The sequence below is a fragment of the Streptococcus sanguinis genome (assembly GCF_050223295.1).
Classification (GTDB): Bacteria; Bacillota; Bacilli; order Lactobacillales; family Streptococcaceae; genus Streptococcus; species Streptococcus sanguinis_X.
On the sequence record NZ_CP071424.1, the window covers coordinates 642,888 to 659,644 of the forward strand.

At 44.1% G+C, this 16,757-nt stretch carries 18 protein-coding genes; 16 read left to right on the forward strand and 2 right to left on the reverse strand.

The window, feature by feature from the left end; genetic code table 11:
- Positions 1-4: 4 nt before the first annotated feature.
- Genes trpD through trpA form a run of 5 tightly spaced genes read left to right on the forward strand, consistent with a single transcriptional unit; the run spans position 5 to position 4,332 of the window.
- A complete protein-coding gene (gene trpD / locus J1C77_RS03340; protein WP_002921979.1) occupies positions 5-1,009 on the forward strand; it encodes an anthranilate phosphoribosyltransferase in 1,005 nt (334 codons plus the stop codon).
- Positions 1,006-1,773: an indole-3-glycerol phosphate synthase TrpC gene (gene trpC, locus J1C77_RS03345; protein ID WP_002921978.1), complete on the forward strand. Its 768-nt coding sequence runs from the start codon at positions 1,006-1,008 to the stop codon at positions 1,771-1,773. Before trpD ends, trpC begins: the two co-directional genes overlap by 4 nt.
- Complete coding sequence (locus J1C77_RS03350; protein WP_002921977.1) at positions 1,760-2,347, forward strand: phosphoribosylanthranilate isomerase; 588 nt, start codon at positions 1,760-1,762, stop codon at positions 2,345-2,347. The genes trpC and J1C77_RS03350 overlap by 14 nt, the downstream gene beginning before the upstream one ends.
- Positions 2,337-3,560: a tryptophan synthase subunit beta gene (trpB, locus tag J1C77_RS03355; protein WP_002896202.1), complete on the forward strand. Its 1,224-nt coding sequence runs from the start codon at positions 2,337-2,339 to the stop codon at positions 3,558-3,560. Before J1C77_RS03350 ends, trpB begins: the two co-directional genes overlap by 11 nt.
- Positions 3,553-4,332 (forward strand): tryptophan synthase subunit alpha, encoded by a 780-nt coding sequence (gene trpA / locus J1C77_RS03360; RefSeq protein WP_002921976.1) that lies wholly within the window; start codon positions 3,553-3,555, stop codon positions 4,330-4,332. Before trpB ends, trpA begins: the two co-directional genes overlap by 8 nt.
- Here the strand turns inward: trpA and J1C77_RS03365 are convergent.
- A complete protein-coding gene (locus tag J1C77_RS03365) occupies positions 4,301-4,963 on the reverse strand; it encodes a prepilin peptidase (protein WP_002921975.1) in 663 nt (220 codons plus the stop codon). The two genes, trpA and J1C77_RS03365, sit on opposite strands and share 32 nt — an antisense overlap.
- A 166-nt stretch (positions 4,964-5,129) precedes the next feature.
- Here J1C77_RS03365 and J1C77_RS03370 point away from each other — a divergent pair, with 166 nt between their 5' ends.
- The 3 genes from J1C77_RS03370 to J1C77_RS03380 all read left to right on the forward strand — a co-directional run bounded on the left by J1C77_RS03370 (position 5,130) and on the right by J1C77_RS03380 (position 6,337).
- Complete coding sequence (locus J1C77_RS03370; RefSeq protein ID WP_002921972.1) at positions 5,130-5,645, forward strand: Dps family protein; 516 nt, start codon at positions 5,130-5,132, stop codon at positions 5,643-5,645.
- A gap of 91 nt (positions 5,646-5,736) precedes the next feature.
- Entirely contained in the window at positions 5,737-5,955 is a 219-nt protein-coding gene (locus J1C77_RS03375; RefSeq protein ID WP_002921971.1) for a YqgQ family protein, read from the forward strand.
- 1 nt (position 5,956) lies between these two features.
- Positions 5,957-6,337 (forward strand): rhodanese-like domain-containing protein, encoded by a 381-nt coding sequence (locus J1C77_RS03380; protein ID WP_002900929.1) that lies wholly within the window; start codon positions 5,957-5,959, stop codon positions 6,335-6,337.
- Between the two features lie 64 nt (positions 6,338-6,401).
- On the opposite strand, the gene J1C77_RS03385 is transcribed toward J1C77_RS03380, so the two are convergent.
- The gene (locus J1C77_RS03385; RefSeq protein ID WP_002921970.1) at positions 6,402-7,127 is read right to left on the reverse strand and encodes a 16S rRNA pseudouridine(516) synthase; all 726 of its coding nucleotides are present in this window, start codon (positions 7,125-7,127) and stop codon (positions 6,402-6,404) included.
- 180 nt (positions 7,128-7,307) lie between these two features.
- On the opposite strand from J1C77_RS03385, the gene typA reads away from it, so the two are divergent.
- From typA to J1C77_RS03425, 8 genes are all read left to right on the forward strand, one after another.
- On the forward strand, positions 7,308-9,155 hold the full coding sequence (gene typA, locus J1C77_RS03390) for a translational GTPase TypA (RefSeq protein ID WP_042762961.1): 1,848 nt from the start codon (positions 7,308-7,310) through the stop codon (positions 9,153-9,155).
- Positions 9,156-9,178: 23 nt separating this feature from the next.
- Positions 9,179-9,448, forward strand: coding sequence for a DUF3165 family protein (locus tag J1C77_RS03395; protein ID WP_002898040.1), 270 nt, complete (start codon positions 9,179-9,181; stop codon positions 9,446-9,448).
- A gap of 219 nt (positions 9,449-9,667) precedes the next feature.
- The gene (gene murD / locus J1C77_RS03400; RefSeq protein WP_042762960.1) at positions 9,668-11,020 is read left to right on the forward strand and encodes a UDP-N-acetylmuramoyl-L-alanine--D-glutamate ligase; all 1,353 of its coding nucleotides are present in this window, start codon (positions 9,668-9,670) and stop codon (positions 11,018-11,020) included.
- Between the two features lies 1 nt (position 11,021).
- Positions 11,022-12,092 (forward strand): UDP-N-acetylglucosamine--N-acetylmuramyl-(pentapeptide) pyrophosphoryl-undecaprenol N-acetylglucosamine transferase, encoded by a 1,071-nt coding sequence (locus J1C77_RS03405; RefSeq protein ID WP_002921967.1) that lies wholly within the window; start codon positions 11,022-11,024, stop codon positions 12,090-12,092.
- Positions 12,089-13,300, forward strand: a complete 1,212-nt coding sequence (locus tag J1C77_RS03410; RefSeq protein WP_002921961.1) for a cell division protein FtsQ/DivIB — start codon at positions 12,089-12,091, stop codon at positions 13,298-13,300. Before J1C77_RS03405 ends, J1C77_RS03410 begins: the two co-directional genes overlap by 4 nt.
- 121 nt (positions 13,301-13,421) lie before the next feature.
- The gene (gene ftsA, locus J1C77_RS03415) at positions 13,422-14,780 is read left to right on the forward strand and encodes a cell division protein FtsA (RefSeq protein ID WP_002904044.1); all 1,359 of its coding nucleotides are present in this window, start codon (positions 13,422-13,424) and stop codon (positions 14,778-14,780) included.
- A 16-nt stretch (positions 14,781-14,796) separates the two neighbouring features.
- A complete protein-coding gene (gene ftsZ, locus J1C77_RS03420; protein WP_011836648.1) occupies positions 14,797-16,074 on the forward strand; it encodes a cell division protein FtsZ in 1,278 nt (425 codons plus the stop codon).
- A gap of 8 nt (positions 16,075-16,082) precedes the next feature.
- A complete protein-coding gene (locus J1C77_RS03425) occupies positions 16,083-16,754 on the forward strand; it encodes a YggS family pyridoxal phosphate-dependent enzyme (RefSeq protein ID WP_002921960.1) in 672 nt (223 codons plus the stop codon).
- The last annotated feature ends 3 nt before the right edge of the window (positions 16,755-16,757 follow it).

The following is a 16,757-nucleotide window of genomic DNA, read 5'->3' on the forward strand; positions in this document are numbered from 1 at the left end:
CGATATGAAAGAAATTATTGCAAAACTAGCTGATTTTAAGGATTTAAGCAGCGCTGAGATGACAGATGTGATTGAGCGTATTGTCACTGGACGGGTGACAGAGTCTCAAATTGTAGCTTTCTTGCTGGGGCTTAAGATGAAGGGGGAGACGATTGAGGAACGAACTGCTTTGGCTCAGGTAATGCGAGGCCATGCTAAGCAGATTCCGACCACTATTCGCACTGCCATGGACAATTGCGGTACAGGTGGGGACAAGTCTTTCAGCTTCAATATTTCAACTACGGCAGCTTTTGTACTGGCAGGTGGCGGGATTAAGATGGCTAAGCACGGCAATCGCTCCATTTCTTCTAAGTCGGGCTCAGCTGATGTGTTAGAAGCTCTGGGTATCAATCTAGACTTGGATGCTGCTAGCTTGGGTAAGGTTTTTGAGCAAACAGGCATCGTCTTTCTCTTTGCAAAGAATATGCATCCCGCTATGAAATACATCATGCCAGCTCGTCTTAGCTTAGGCATTCCCACAATCATGAATCTAACTGGTCCGCTCATCCATCCCATGAGTCTAGAAACTCAGCTTTTGGGGACCAGCCGGCCAGATATGCTAGAGAGCACAGCAGAAGTTTTGAAAAATATGGGGCGTAAGCGTGCAGTAGTCGTGTCGGGTCCAGATGGTCTTGACGAGGCCGGTCTTCATGGCTGTACCCAGTACGCTCTGCTGGCAGATGGGCAAATCAGCCTGCACAGCTTTCTGCCATCAGATATTGGCATGGAAGAAATACCTCTTGAAGCGATTCGTGGAGGCAATGCTAAGGAAAATGCAGAAATTCTGCTATCTGTCCTGCAAAATCAAGCCAGCCCCTATCTAGAAACGACAGTTCTGAATGCGGGAATGGGTTTCTACGCTAATGGAAAATCAGACAGTATAGAAGCAGGAATAGCTTTGGCTCGCCAAGTGATTGCTAGTGGCGCAGCCTATGAAAAACTCAAGCAACTACAGGAGTATCAAAAATGAGCAAAGAATTTCTCCCAACCATTCTAAAGCAAAAAGAGCAGGAAGTGGCGGCTATGTCTTATGAAGAGCTGCAACCTCTGCGCTCGACCTATTCCCTCTATGATTATCTTAAAAGCCATCCTCAAGAGCTGCAGCTGATTGCTGAGGTTAAAAAAGCCAGCCCAAGTCTAGGAGATATTAATCTCGGTGTGGATATTGTTGAGCAGGCTCGCACCTATGAACGATGCGGTGCAGCTATGATTTCGGTCCTGACAGATGAGATTTTCTTCAAAGGACATCTGGATTACCTGAGAGAGATTTCCAGTCAAGTGACCATTCCAACCCTCAATAAGGACTTTATCATTGATGAAAAACAGATTGTTCGCGCCCGCAATGCTGGAGCGACAGTTATTCTTCTGATTGTGGCTGCCTTGTCTGAAAAGCGGCTGCAAGAACTCTATGATTTTGCGACAGGTTTAGGCTTGGAAGTTCTGGTCGAAACCCATAATCTGGCGGAGCTGGAAATTGCCCATAGAATAGGAGTTCGGATTATCGGTGTCAATAACCGCAATTTAGTCACTTTTGAGACAGATATCAATACAAGTCTCCAGCTGTCTGCCCATTTCAAAGATGATAGGGTTTACGTATCAGAGTCAGCGATTTTCAGCAAGGAAGATGCTGAGCTGGTAGCTCCTTATTTCCATGCGGTTCTAGTCGGAACAGCCCTGATGCAGGCAGAGGATGTGGCAGAAAAAATTAAGGAGCTGAAAATTGACAAAGGTTAAGATTTGCGGCTTATCAACGGCTAGCGCTGTGGAAACAGCATGCCAGGCTGGTGCAGATTACATTGGCTTTGTCTTTGCTGAGAGCCGTCGGAGGGTCAGTTTGGAGCAAGCTCAGGAGCTAGCTGCCTTGGTGCCGCCTGCTGTCCGAAAGGTAGGAGTTTTCGTCTCTCCGAGCTTGGCAGAGTTGCAGGAAGCTATTTCAGTGGCAAATCTGGATTTGGTGCAGATTCATGGTGATTTTGATGAAGAGCTTCTGACTGAGATCGGCCGTCCGGTTATTCGAGCTTATCAGGTCAAGGGAGCGTTAAAAGGAGTCAGCCAACAAGCGGACTACCTGCTCTTTGATGCACCTCTTGCTGGTAGTGGTCAGACCTTTGACTGGCAAGCTTTTGATAAGAGTCAAATCCACCAGCCTTTCTTTATTGCCGGTGGTTTGAATGCAGGAAATGTTCGAGACGCTATTCAGCACTTCGCCCCTTACGCAGTAGATGTCTCAAGCGGTATTGAGACTGATGGCCAGAAGGACTTAGAAAAGATAAAAGAATTTATAGAAAGAGTGAAAGATGGCATATAATCAACCCAATCAAGAAGGATTTTACGGTGAGTTTGGTGGACGCTTTGTTCCAGAAACGCTGATGACAGCAGTTTTGGAGCTGGATAAAGCCTACCGTGAGAGTAAAAAAGACCCAGCCTTTCAGGCTGAGCTGGATGAGTTGCTGAAGCAGTATGTAGGGCGGGAGAATCCTCTCTATTTCGCTAAAAATCTGACAGCCTATGCTGGCGGTGCTAAGATTTATCTGAAGCGGGAAGACCTCAACCATACCGGAGCTCATAAAATCAATAATGCCCTAGGCCAGGTCCTATTAGCCAAGCGAATGGGCAAGAAGAAAATTATTGCGGAGACTGGTGCGGGCCAGCACGGAGTAGCCACCGCCACAGCTGCAGCCCTTTTCAACATGGACTGTACTATCTACATGGGTGAAGAAGATGTCAAGCGCCAAGCCCTTAATGTCTTTCGGATGGAACTTCTGGGAGCTAAGGTAGAGTCTGTGACCGATGGTTCTCGAGTCCTCAAGGATGCAGTCAATGCTGCCTTGCGAGCTTGGGTGGCTCAGGTCGATGATACTCACTATATTATGGGCTCAGCCTTGGGACCTCATCCCTTCCCAGAGATTGTCCGCGACTATCAGAGTGTGATTGGGCGTGAGGCCAAGCGTCAGTTTGCTGAGCAAAATGCAGGTGCCCTGCCAGATGCTTTAGTCGCCTGCGTTGGCGGTGGTTCCAATGCTATTGGGCTCTTTTATCCCTTTGTAGACGATAGCTCAGTGGCTATGTATGGAACAGAAGCAGCTGGGCGGGGCGTGGATACAGATGAACACGCTGCGACCTTAACCAAGGGCCGCCCGGGGGTTTTGCACGGTGCCTTGATGGATGTCTTGCAGGATGAGCAAGGGCAGATTCTGGAAGCTTTCTCTATCTCTGCTGGGCTGGACTATCCGGGCATCGGTCCTGAACATTCTCATTTTAATGCTATCCAGCGCGCCACTTATGTCCCAGTCACAGATGAAGAAGCCTTGGAAGCCTTCCAGCTCCTGTCTCGTATCGAAGGGATTATCCCTGCTCTAGAGTCTAGCCACGCTATTGCTTACGCAGTTAAGCTGGCTAAGGAGTTGGGACCAGATAAATCAATGATTGTCTGCCTATCCGGCCGTGGTGACAAGGATGTCGTTCAGGTAAAGGAACGCTTGGAAAAAGAAGCGGCTCAAAAAGGAGGTGCCCATGACTAAAACACTCACTCAGCATTTAGAAACCATCAAAAGAGAAGGCAAGGGAATTTTCCTTCCTTATATTATGGCTGGTGATCACGAGAAAGGTTTAGCCGGATTACCAGAAACTATCGCATTTTTGGAAAACTTGGGTGTGTCAGCCATTGAAATCGGTCTGCCTTTTTCAGACCCTGTTGCAGATGGGCCAGTTATTGAAGAAGCCGGTCTGAGGAGCCTGAGTCACCATACTTCGGCCAAGTCTTTAGTTGCAAGCTTGCAGAAGTTGGACACTCAGCTGCCTCTCATTATCATGACCTACTTCAATCCCATTTTCCAGTACGGTCTCAAAGATTTTGTCAAGGATTTGGCTAGGACGCCGGTTAAGGGATTGATTATTCCGGATTTGCCCTACGAGCACAGAAATTTCATCTTGCCTTTACTGGAAGATTCAGATCTTGCTCTTATTTCTTTAGTGAGCCTGACGACTGGACTAGAACGTCAGCAGGAGTTGATCAAGGAAGCTGAAGGTTTTATCTACGCTGTAGCCATCAATGGTGTGACGGGTAAGAGCGGAAGCTACCGCGATGACTTGGACCAGCACTTGAGCAAGCTTCGTGATATTGCAGAGATTCCAGTACTGACGGGCTTTGGCGTTTCGACTTTAGAGGATGTTGACCGCTTCAATCAAGTCTCAGATGGAGTCATTGTCGGATCTAAGATTGTCAAAGCTCTTCATGAAAAGGACGCCAGTATAGCAGCCTTTATCCAAGAAGCAGCAGCTTATAAGAAATAAGTACCACCACACCAAACAAAAGACAGGGGACAAAAGCTAGCCTGTCTTTTTTCTTTTTAAAGCAAAAACAGGCGAGACCGGAGAAGCTAGCGGTTTGGATAAGAATGAGAATCTCTGTCAGGCTGAAAATAGCTGAGCAGGACGCCAGAAAGAGAAAGTCGCCAGCTCCAATACGAAAATTATAAAAGAAGGCTAGAAGTCCTAGGGTTAAAAAGAAGAACATGAGAGGATTGACACTTGTTATCATCATCAGCGAAAGCTGAAAAAACAGCCAGACCATCAGGGGATATTGCTGCTCTCTTTGATCGTAGATGGCTAGGGTCAAGCCCATGGTAAGTAGCAGGAGTTGACTGACGGAAATCGTGCCGAGCGAAGTTGCCAGAAAAAGACCGCCCAAGATAGATTCAAAAAATAAATAGCGTAAGGGAATCTTGTCTCCACAGAAGCGGCAACGAAGACGGTTCATGACTTGAGAAAAAATAGGAATCAAATCACGCGGTGCCAATCTTTTCCCGCAGGCATTGCAATGGCTAGCGGGAGTGATGATAGACCGCTCTGGGAAGCGGTCAATGACCAAATCTAGGAATGAGGCAAAGACAGTGCCAAGGATAAAAAAGTATAGATGAATCATACTTATTTATTCGTAATTTTAAACTGAAAAATTCTGAAATTTTGCAACTTTTCTAATAAAGTCTTTTTTTGAAACTTTTGTCTTGACTTTCTTATTTAGAAACATTATAATTAAACCATAATCTAAAAAGATTAGAATCATTATAAATAAAAACGAGGTAAATACAATGACACAAGTAAAAAATGGTGCAGCAACTGACGTAGCAACTTTCAGCAATCAAAAGGCTTTGCCAAAGACTAAGGCTATTCTTAATCAAGTAGTGGCAGACCTTTATACAGCTCATATTGCTCTTCACCAAGTTCACTGGTATATGCGTGGCGCAGGCTTCATGGTTTGGCATCCAAAAATGGATGAATACATGGAAACTTTGGATACAACTTTGGATGAAGTCAGCGAGCGCTTGATTACACTGGGAGGCAAGCCTTATTCTACCTTGACTGAGTTTATCCAACACAGCAAGATTGAAGAAAAAGCTGGTGAATTCAGCAAGGATGTAGAAGAAAGCCTGGCGCGTGTGATTGAGATTTTCCGTTATCTGACAGGTCTTTACCAAGAAGCTTTGGATGTAACAGACCAAGAAGGAGACGATGTAACCAATGATATCTTTGTCGGTGCCAAGGCTGACCTTGAAAAGACTATCTGGATGCTGACAGCTGAAATTGGTCAAGCACCAGGTTTATAAAAAATGATCCATGCCAAGCAGAAGGGAACAGACTTTCCTTTCTGCTTTTTTCATCTTGAAAAGCGCTGGAAAATCTGATAAAATATAGCTCATGAAAACCCTGTATGATGTTCAGCAATTTCTTAAAAGTTTCGGAATCATTATCTATATGGGTAAACGCCTTTATGATATTGAAATGATGAAAATCGAGCTGAAGAGGATTTACGACGCCGGTCTAATGGATAAGCTAGCTTATTTTGAGGCGGAGGCAGTCTTACGCCGAGAACATCGATTAGAGTTAGAATATTTAGCAAAGAAAAAGGAGACTTGAGATGACAATTTGGATTTTGTGGGCGGTACTTTTGGGAATAATTGGCTGGATGGGCTTTAATTATCTGCGCCTTCGTCAGGCGGCAAAAATCGTGGATAACGGGGAATTTGAAGACTTGATTCGCCAAGGTCAGTTGGTTGATCTGCGGGATCCATCTGATTTTCACCGGAAGCATATCTTAGGTGCTCGCAATATTCCATCTCAGCAGCTCAAGGATAGTGTTGGTGCACTTCGCAAGGACAAGGCTGTTCTCCTCTATGAAAATAGTCGTGGTCAGCGCGTGACCAATGCGGCTCTGTATCTGAAAAAACAAGGATTTAAAGAAATCTATATTCTTTCTTATGGGTTGGATTCTTGGAATGGCAAGGTGAAAGCTAGCTGATAAAACATTCATGAACGGATATAGGAATTAAGAAAAAAGCTTTATTTTTTAAAGCTTTTTTGTTTTACCAACTTTTCTCCAAAGATTCTTTAATAATCTCTAATTCTTCTTGGTTTAAAGGACGGCAATCACCTTTTGCTAGGTCTGGGTCTAATGTAAAATTCCCAAATTGAATCCGCTTGAGATAAATGACCTTGACACCAACTGCCAGAAACATCTTTTTAATCTGGTGGAATTTCCCCTCAGAAATCTTGACGGTAGCACGGCTCAGACTAGAGCTGCTGGAGAGGATAGAGAGCTGGGCGGGCTGACAGATGGTGCCGTCTAAAAAGCGAATGCCTTCTTGAAAGGCAATTTTATCCTGAGAGGTTAAAGGTCCATTGACTTCTACATAGTAAGTTTTTTCGACATGATATTGAGGGTGCAGTAGCTGAAATCCCAAAGGACCATTATCGGTAATCAGAAGAAGTCCTTCTGTATCTCTATCCAGCCGTCCGATAGAGTAAAGATTTTCTTTCTCTATCTCCTTATCCAGCAAATCCAGGACAGTCAATTTTTCAGCGTCACGATTGGCTGTGACTGCGCCAGAGGGTTTATTCAGCATATAGTAACGGTGGGCAGGGCCGCTGACATGTTTGCCTTGAAAAGTAATCTGCTGCAGGCCGGTATCAACGTTTTGGCTGAGTTTGTAGGCGGGCTTACCATCCACTAAAATCTGTTTTTGTAAATGGCTTTGTTTCATCTTTTTTCGGCTGATATGATTGGCAGCCAGCAGTTGGTCGAGGCGCATCTGTTTTCCTTATTTTTTTCTAAATCATATCATAAATTTTCAGGATGGGAAATGCAAATCCTCATGGAGCTCCCATATTTTTTAATGAAAACATTTACACTTATCAAAGCCGTGTTTTTTGCCTGCGTCTGTGGTATAATTGTTCAGTTAGAAATAAAATTTAAAAATTCAGAGGAAATCATGACAAAATTAAGAGAAGATATCCGTAACATTGCGATTATCGCCCACGTTGACCACGGGAAAACAACCCTCGTTGACGAATTATTGAAGCAGTCTGAAACTCTTGATGCTCGTACAGAGTTGGCAGAGCGTGCTATGGACTCAAACGATATCGAAAAAGAGCGCGGTATTACGATCCTTGCTAAAAATACAGCCGTTGCTTACAACGGAACTCGTATCAACATTATGGATACACCAGGACACGCGGACTTCGGTGGAGAAGTTGAGCGTATCATGAAAATGGTTGACGGTGTTGTTTTGGTGGTAGATGCCTACGAAGGAACCATGCCACAAACTCGTTTCGTATTGAAAAAGGCCCTTGAACAAGACCTTGTCCCAATCGTTGTTGTCAACAAAATCGACAAACCATCAGCTCGTCCAGCAGAAGTAGTGGACGAAGTATTGGAACTCTTCATTGAGCTTGGTGCAGATGATGACCAGCTTGATTTCCCAGTTGTTTATGCTTCAGCTATCAACGGAACTTCTTCACTTTCTGACGATTCTGCTGATCAAGAAAAAACAATGGCACCAATCTTTGATACTATCATCGACCATATCCCAGCTCCAGTGGACAACTCTGATGAACCTTTGCAGTTCCAAGTCTCACTCTTGGACTACAATGACTTTGTAGGTCGTATTGGTATCGGACGTGTCTTTCGTGGTACTGTTAAGGTTGGGGACCAAGTTACCCTTTCTAAACTAGACGGAACAACGAAGAACTTTCGTGTCACAAAACTCTTTGGTTTCTTTGGCTTGGAGCGTCGTGAAATCCAAGAAGCGAAAGCGGGTGACTTGATTGCCGTATCAGGTATGGAAGATATCTTTGTTGGTGAGACGATTACACCGACAGATGCCATTGAACCTCTTCCAATCCTTCACATCGATGAGCCAACGCTTCAAATGACTTTCTTGGTGAATAACTCACCATTTGCTGGTCGCGAAGGGAAATGGGTAACTTCTCGTAAGGTAGAAGAACGTCTGCAGGCCGAACTGCAAACAGACGTATCCCTTCGTGTTGACCCAACAGATTCACCAGACAAGTGGACAGTTTCAGGTCGTGGCGAATTGCACTTGTCAATCCTAATCGAAACCATGCGTCGTGAAGGATATGAGTTGCAAGTATCTCGTCCAGAAGTTATCGTAAAAGAAATCGATGGCGTTAAGTGCGAGCCATTTGAGCGTGTCCAAATTGATACTCCAGAAGAATACCAAGGATCTGTTATCCAAAGCCTTTCTGAACGTAAGGGTGAAATGTTGGATATGATTTCAACTGGTAATGGTCAAACTCGTTTGGTCTTCCTAGTTCCAGCGCGTGGCTTGATTGGTTACTCAACTGAGTTCTTATCCATGACTCGTGGTTATGGGATTATGAATCATACATTTGACCAATACTTGCCATTGATTCCAGGGGAAATTGGTGGCCGTCACCGTGGTGCTCTAGTATCTATCGATGCTGGTAAGGCAACGACCTACTCTATCATGTCTATCGAAGAGCGCGGAACTATTTTTGTTAACCCAGGTACTGAGGTTTACGAAGGAATGATCATCGGTGAAAACTCTCGTGAAAATGACTTAACTGTTAATATCACTAAAGCCAAGCAGATGACCAACGTTCGTTCTGCAACCAAGGATCAGACAGCTGTTATCAAAACACCTCGTATCTTAACCTTGGAAGAATCTTTGGAATTCTTGAATGATGATGAATACATGGAAGTAACGCCAGAATCCATTCGTCTGCGTAAGCAAATTTTGAACAAACAAGAACGCGAAAAAGCCAATAAAAAGAAAAAATCAGCTGCAGCTGAATAAGCAAAAGGGAAAGGAGCAGCAAGATGGTTTATCTTATCATTGGGATTTTAATCCTCTTTTTCTACATTTTTGCTGTTCCATCCAGTATTAAAGGGACTGTTAATGCTGTGACCATGGTTTTACTGATTGTGGCCTTAATTATTTTATTTGGCTTAGGTATTTTTAAAATTTTCCAGTTGCCGGCTGAATATTTTGTAGGTTTCGGCCTATCCGTAGTGACCGTCTTGGCTTTACGGGATATCAATCGCCTCAAGCCGCCTAAGAAATCAAAAAAGAATTTTGATGAAGAATAATAAATGAGCAAGAACTTAGAAAGCTAGATAGACTTTTTGAGATTTTGCTCTTTTTCTTTACAAAAACAATAGGTTTATGTTACAAAATATTTCAAATAGATGAAAACATATCATTTTTTTCAAAACTTGCTTACAGTCGAAAATAAAAGACTCCTATGACTTTTTTATTTTCACAAAAAAAGGTAAAATAGAATGAAGTATGAATGGAAGAGGTTGCTTATGAAAAAAATAGCAAATTTTGCCAATAAGAAGGTCTTGGTTCTGGGATTGGCCAAGTCGGGTGAGTCAGCTGCTCGCCTTTTAGATAAATTAGGAGCTATCGTGACAGTTAACGACGGCAAACCTTTTGAGGAAAATCCTGCTGCCCAATCTTTGCTAGAAGAAGGTATAAAAGTGGTGACAGGAGGTCATCCTTTGGAGTTGCTGGACGAAGACTTTGAACTGATGGTGAAAAATCCGGGTATTCCTTATGACAATGACATGGTCGTTCGAGCTCTGGAGAAGAAGATTCCAGTCATTACTGAAGTCGAGTTGGCTTATCTGATTTCTGAAGCACCGATTATTGGTATTACGGGTTCAAATGGTAAGACGACGACCACAACCATGATTGCGCAAGTCTTGACAGCTGGCGGTCAAAATGGTCTCTTGTCTGGTAATATCGGCTTTCCTGCCAGTCAAGTAGCTCAAACAGCCAGCAGCAAGGATACACTGGTCATGGAACTGTCTTCCTTCCAGTTGATGGGGATTGAGGCTTTTCATCCGCAAATCGCTGTTATTACCAACCTCATGCCGACACATTTGGATTATCACGGCTCTGTTGAGGAATATGCAGCAGCCAAGTGGAATATCCAGAAAAACATGACAGCTGATGATTATCTGGTTTTGAATTTCAATCAGGACTGGGCCAAGGAAATGGCCAGCCAAACTCAGGCAGCTGTTGTGCCTTTTTCAACGACTGAAAAGGTGGATGGTGCCTATTTAGAGGGTGATGTCTTGACCTTCCGTGGAGAAGCGATTATGCAGGCGGCTGAAATCGGCGTTCCTGGCAGCCACAATGTCGAAAACGCTCTGGCTACGATTGCTGTGGCCAAACTGCGTGGCATTGACAATCAGACGATCAAAGAAGTCTTGTCTGCTTTTGGTGGTGTTAAGCACCGTCTCCAGTATGTGGGACGTGTAAATGAGGTTGCCTTTTACAATGATAGTAAGTCTACCAATATCTTGGCAACCCAGAAAGCCCTATCTGGTTTTGATAATAGCAAGGTGATTCTGATTGCAGGCGGCTTGGACCGTGGCAATGAATTTGACGAGTTGGTGCCTGACCTCAAAGGGCTCAAGAAAATGGTGATCTTAGGACAATCAGCTCCGCGTGTAAAGAGGGCAGCTGATCAGGCTGGTGTTTCTTATCTAGATGCGACTGATGTCTGGGATGCAGCTCATAAGGCCTTTGCGCAAGCGGAGCCAGGAGACATTGTCTTGCTCAGTCCTGCCAATGCCAGCTGGGATATGTATAGTAATTTTGAAGTCCGTGGCGATGAGTTTCTCGCTGCATTTGAAGAATTAAAAGGTTAAGATGAAAAAGATTGTATTTACAGGCGGAGGAACGGTTGGCCATGTAACCCTCAACCTTCTCCTGATTCCGAAATTTATCAAAGAAGGCTGGCAGGTCCACTATATTGGCGATAAGCATGGTATTGAGTATCAAGAAATCCAAAAGTCAGGACTGGATGTAACCTTCCATTCGGTAGCTACGGGCAAGCTTCGCCGCTACTTTTCTTGGCAGAATCTGCTGGATGGCTTTAAGGTTGTCTGGGGCATTTTCCAGTCGCTGGGCATCATGCTCAAGGTGCTGCCGCAGGCTCTCTTTTCTAAGGGAGGTTTTGTGTCCGTTCCACCCGTGATTGCAGCCCGGCTGTCAGGAGTTCCTGTTTATGTTCATGAGTCGGATCTATCCATTGGCTTGGCCAATAAAATCGCTTATAAGTGTGCGACCAAGATGTATGCGACCTTTGAGCAATCTTCCAGTCTGACCAAGATTGAGCATGTAGGTGCTGTGACCAAGGTCGGTAACCAAGAGTCAGTCCTACCGCAGGAACTAGAAGAAATTCGTCAGTATTTTGATAAAGAGCTGCCAACCCTGCTTTTTGTCGGCGGTTCTGCTGGTGCTAAGGTCTTTAATGACTTTGTCAGCCAGAATCAAGCTACGCTTACCGAACGCTACAACATTATCAATCTGACAGGCGATGCAAGTTTGGATGTTCTGTCTGACCGTCTCTTTCGCAGAGCCTATGTGACCGACCTCTACCAGCCTTTGATGGACTTGGCAGATGTAGTGGTTACTCGCGGCGGTTCCAATACAATCTTTGAGCTCTTGGCCATGGCTAAGCTGCACATTATCGTTCCTCTGGGACGCGAAGCCAGCCGCGGCGATCAGATTGAAAATGCGGATTATTTTGTGAAAAAGGGATATGCCAAGCAATTGGCAGAGGAACAGCTGGATATGAGCCATTTACAGGCAGCACTTGATGACCTTTTGGCTAATCAAGTTTCTTATCATCAAGCTATGCAAAATTCTCAGGAAATCAAGTCTGTAGATGAATTTTATGCTTTATTGAAAGCGGATATTGACAAGGGAAAGAAATGAGCAAGAAAAACAATGATGAGCCAAAGGAAGAGGTAAGTGAGCCCCTCTCTGAATGGCAGAAACGACATAAAGAATATCTTGAAAAGAAGGCTCAGGAAGAGGCCAGTAAACAAAAGGAGCTGGAAGAAGAGGAAGTAAAAGAAGCTGAAGCTGAGGACTCAATCGAAGGCGAAGAAATAGCTGAAGAGACGGAAGAAGATGACTCATCTTATGAAGAGGAAGAAACAGAATATTTGGAAGATGAATCATCCGAATCTGAGCTAGAGACCGAATTGAGCGAGAAAGAGCGCAAAAAACTTGAGAAACTTCAGAAAAAGGCAGAAAAAGAAGCTGCTAAGGTGCATATTTCGAGGATTCATATTTATCGAGCGCTGCCGGTTTTGCTGGGCAGTGGTTTGATTTTTCTCTTGTCAGTCTATTTTTTGACGCCACTGGCGACCATGAAGACTATCAAATTTTCAGGGAATCAAATGGTCAGTCAGGAAGACCTGCTCAAAAGCAGTAAGATTGATGAGAAGGACTATACTTTAACAACCTTTATCAATGGCGGCAATCATATCCGCAATATGAAAGCGTCTAGTCCTTGGATTAACAACCTGGAGATAGCTTATCAGTTTCCGATTACTTTTCAGGTAAAGGTCAAGGAGTACGGTGTTCTGGCCTATCTGCATGAGGGTGGTCAGTACTATCCTATTCTGACAAATGGGGAAATTATTTCGGAACCAACTGCTGCAGATTCTTTGCCAGAAACCCATATTTCGATAGAGTTTTCAGATAAAAAATTGATTAAGGAATTTGCCCTTCAAATTGAAAAGGTACCGGCTTCGGTCAAGAAAAATATTAAGACAGTTCAGTTGACTCCAAGCAAGGTGACACCGGACTTGGTTACGCTGACCATGCATGATGGCAACAAAGTCTTGGTACCAATTTCGCATATTTCCAAAAAACTGCCATATTACAAGGGAATCCAATCGCAGCTGGAAGAGGATGTGCCTAGTGTTGTAGATATGGAGGCTGGGATTTTTAGTTATGTTGAAGGAGCTCAAAACGAGTCGTCTTCTTCTGACGAAGAAAAGCAAAAAACAGAAGAGGAACCGGCGGGACGGCCAACAGAACAAGCGGCTGAGCAGGTGACAGAAAGTCCGGAAGAAGAACCTGCAGAGCCACAAAATTCGACAGAAAACCCGGTAAATAACGAAAATCGCTAAATTATATGTAGAAAAACTGCACATTTTCATTTTCTTTATGTTATAATAAAGCTTGGATAACTCTAATTTTTAGCGTTATTAGTATAGACCGGAAACATGGAAGATAGAGAGGACTGATGTAATGGCTAGAGACGGCTTTTTTACTGGATTAGATATAGGAACTAGCTCAATTAAAGTGTTGGTGGCAGAGCACATCAACGATGAAATGAATGTTATTGGGGTCAGCAACGCAAAAAGTGCTGGCGTTAAAGATGGAATTATTGTTGATATTGAGGCTGCTGCTGCTGCCATTAAGACAGCTATTTCTCAAGCAGAAGAAAAGGCAGGCATTTCAATTGGCTTAGTTAATGTCGGACTTCCAGCTAATCTCTTACAGATTGAGCCTACTCAGGGTATGATTCCTGTGACTAGTGATTCTAAGGAAATCACAGATACAGATGTAGAGAATGTTGTTAGATCTGCTCTGACGAAGAGTATGACTCCTGACCGCGAGGTTATTACTTTCATCCCAGAAGAGTTTGTAGTGGATGGTTTCCAAGGGATTCGTGACCCACGAGGTATGATGGGGATTCGCTTAGAAATGCGTGGGCTTCTCTACACTGGACCACGGACTATTCTCCACAACCTCCGCAAGACAGTGGAGCGTGCGGGAGTTCAGCTTGAGAACGTTATTATCTCCCCATTGGCTATGACTAAGTCAATCTTGAACGAAGGGGAACGTGAGTTTGGTGCAACTGTTATTGATATGGGCGGCGGCCAAACTACAGTGGCTTCTGTTAGAGGTCAAGAACTTCAATATACGAATATATACCAAGAAGGCGGCGACTACGTAACCAAGGATATCTCCAAGGTTTTGAAGACTTCACAAAAGTTGGCTGAAAGTCTCAAGTTTAACTATGGTTCTGCTTATGTTCCTGAAGCTGGGACAGAATCTTTCCAAGTAGAAGTGATTGGAGAGATTGAGCCGGTTGAAGTAACTGAAAAGTATCTGGCTGAGATTATTTCTGCTCGTATCCAACACATTTTTGAGCAAATCAAACGCGATTTAGATAGAAGGCATCTCCTCGAGTTGCCAGGCGGCATTGTGATTATTGGTGGAGCAGCTATTCTTCCAGGAGTGGTTGAGCTTGCTCAGGAAGTGTTTGGCGTAAATGTCAAGCTTTATGTGCCAAATCAAATCGGCATTCGCAATCCTGCTTTCGCACATGTTATCAGTTTGTCAGAGTATGCTGGAAACTTAACAGATGTGGATATGCTGGCTCAGGTTGCTGTTCATGGTGATGAGCAACTGCGCCATCGACCTGTATCCTTTGAGCGTCCTGCTCAGTCAGTACCACGCTTTGAACCTCAACCAGCTGATGAGATTCCTGAGGAGCCGGTCCAAGAAGTTCCAGTTGCTAGTGCTGATGTGCCAAACCAAGAACCAAAAACCGGTATTACAGATCGGATGCGCAACCTAATTGGCAAAATGTTTGATTAAGGAGAATACAGAGAATATGACATTTTCATTTGACGCTGCTGCTGCACAAGGCGCAGTAATTAAAGTTATTGGTGTCGGTGGAGGTGGCGGTAACGCCATCAACCGAATGATTGATGAAGGTGTTGCTGGTGTTGAATTCATCGCAGCAAATACAGATGTTCAAGCTCTTAGCAGTGCCAAAGCTGAAACAGTTATTCAGCTTGGTCCTAAGCTGACTCGCGGACTTGGTGCCGGAGGTCAGCCTGAAGTAGGACGTAAGGCAGCTGAAGAAAGCGAAGAAGTCCTGACCGAAGCTCTGCAAGGAGCAGACATGGTCTTCATCACTGCTGGTATGGGTGGTGGATCTGGGACAGGTGCTGCTCCAGTGATTGCTCGTATCGCAAAAAATGTTGGTGCTCTGACTGTTGCTGTAGTTACACGTCCTTTTGGTTTTGAAGGAAGCAAGCGTGGAACTTTTGCGGTAGAGGGAATCAACGAACTTCGCGAGCATGTAGACACACTCTTGATTATTTCAAATAACAACTTGCTTGAAATTGTAGACAAGAAGACTCCGCTCCTTGAAGCACTCAGTGAAGCAGATAATGTTCTTCGCCAAGGTGTCCAAGGGATTACTGACTTGATTACCAGCCCAGGACTGATTAACCTTGACTTTGCCGACGTGAAAACAGTTATGGCAGACAAGGGTAATGCTTTGATGGGAATTGGTGTTGGTAGCGGTGAAGAACGCGTCATCGAAGCTGCTCGCAAAGCTATTTACTCACCTCTTTTGGAAACAACCATTGATGGTGCAGAGGACGTAATTGTCAACGTTACTGGTGGCTTAGATATGACCTTGATTGAAGCAGAAGAAGCTTCAGAAATTGTCAACCAAGCAGCGGGTCATGGTGTGAACATCTGGCTCGGTACTGCTATTGATGAGTCCATGAAGGATGAAATCCGCGTGACTGTTGTAGCTACTGGTGTTCGTCAGGACAAGGTTGAAAAGGTCAGTGGCATTCGTCAGACACCACAACCTACTAGTCCAAGCCGTCCGCAGCAAGTTGAGCCAAACCGCGAAGTTCGCTCAGGACAGTTTGAACGAAACTTTGACATGACCGAAACAGTTGATATTCCTGCTCCAAGCCGTCAAAGAACGGATGCACCTAAAGGTTCCGCTTTTGGTGATTGGGATCTTCGCCGCGAAGCGATTGTTCGTCAGGCTGAACCAAGTTCGTCAGCCCGCGTGGAACGCTATGCAGAAACTAATGAAGATGATGATGAATTGGAAACACCTCCATTCTTCAGAAATCGTTAATCTAAATCATGAATTTGCAGAATAATAAAGAGTTGGTCTTTCAATCCGTCGCTCAAGCGGCGGAGCAAGCCCAGCGTTTGAAAGATTCAGTAAATATCATTGCAGTTACCAAATATGTTGACTGCGAAACAACTCAGGAGCTTGTTCGTACAGGTATTCAGCATATCGGAGAAAATCGGGTAGATAAATTTCTAGATAAATACCATGCTCTGAAAGATGAGAATCTGACCTGGCACCTGATCGGCAGTTTGCAGAGGAGAAAAGTCAAGGATGTGATTAACTATGTTGATTACTTTCACGCTTTAGATTCTGTAAAATTGGCCAAGGAGATTGACAAACGGGCCCAACATGTGATTAAATGTTTCCTGCAGGTGAATATTTCTAAAGAAGAGAGCAAGCATGGCTTTTTGATTGAAGAACTTGAAGTTGTCCTGCCTGAACTTGAAAAATTAGAAAATGTTCAAATTGTGGGATTGATGACTATGGCTCCGTTTGAAGCTAGTCATGAGGAGCTGAACCAAATTTTTGAAAAGGCTCATCAACTACAAAAAGAATTAAAAAAGAAACAGTTAAATAATATGCCCTTTTCTGAATTAAGCATGGGAATGAGCCGTGATTATCCAGAAGCAATTGCCTATGGCTCGACCTATGTCAGAATCGGTACAGCATTTTTTAAATAGGAA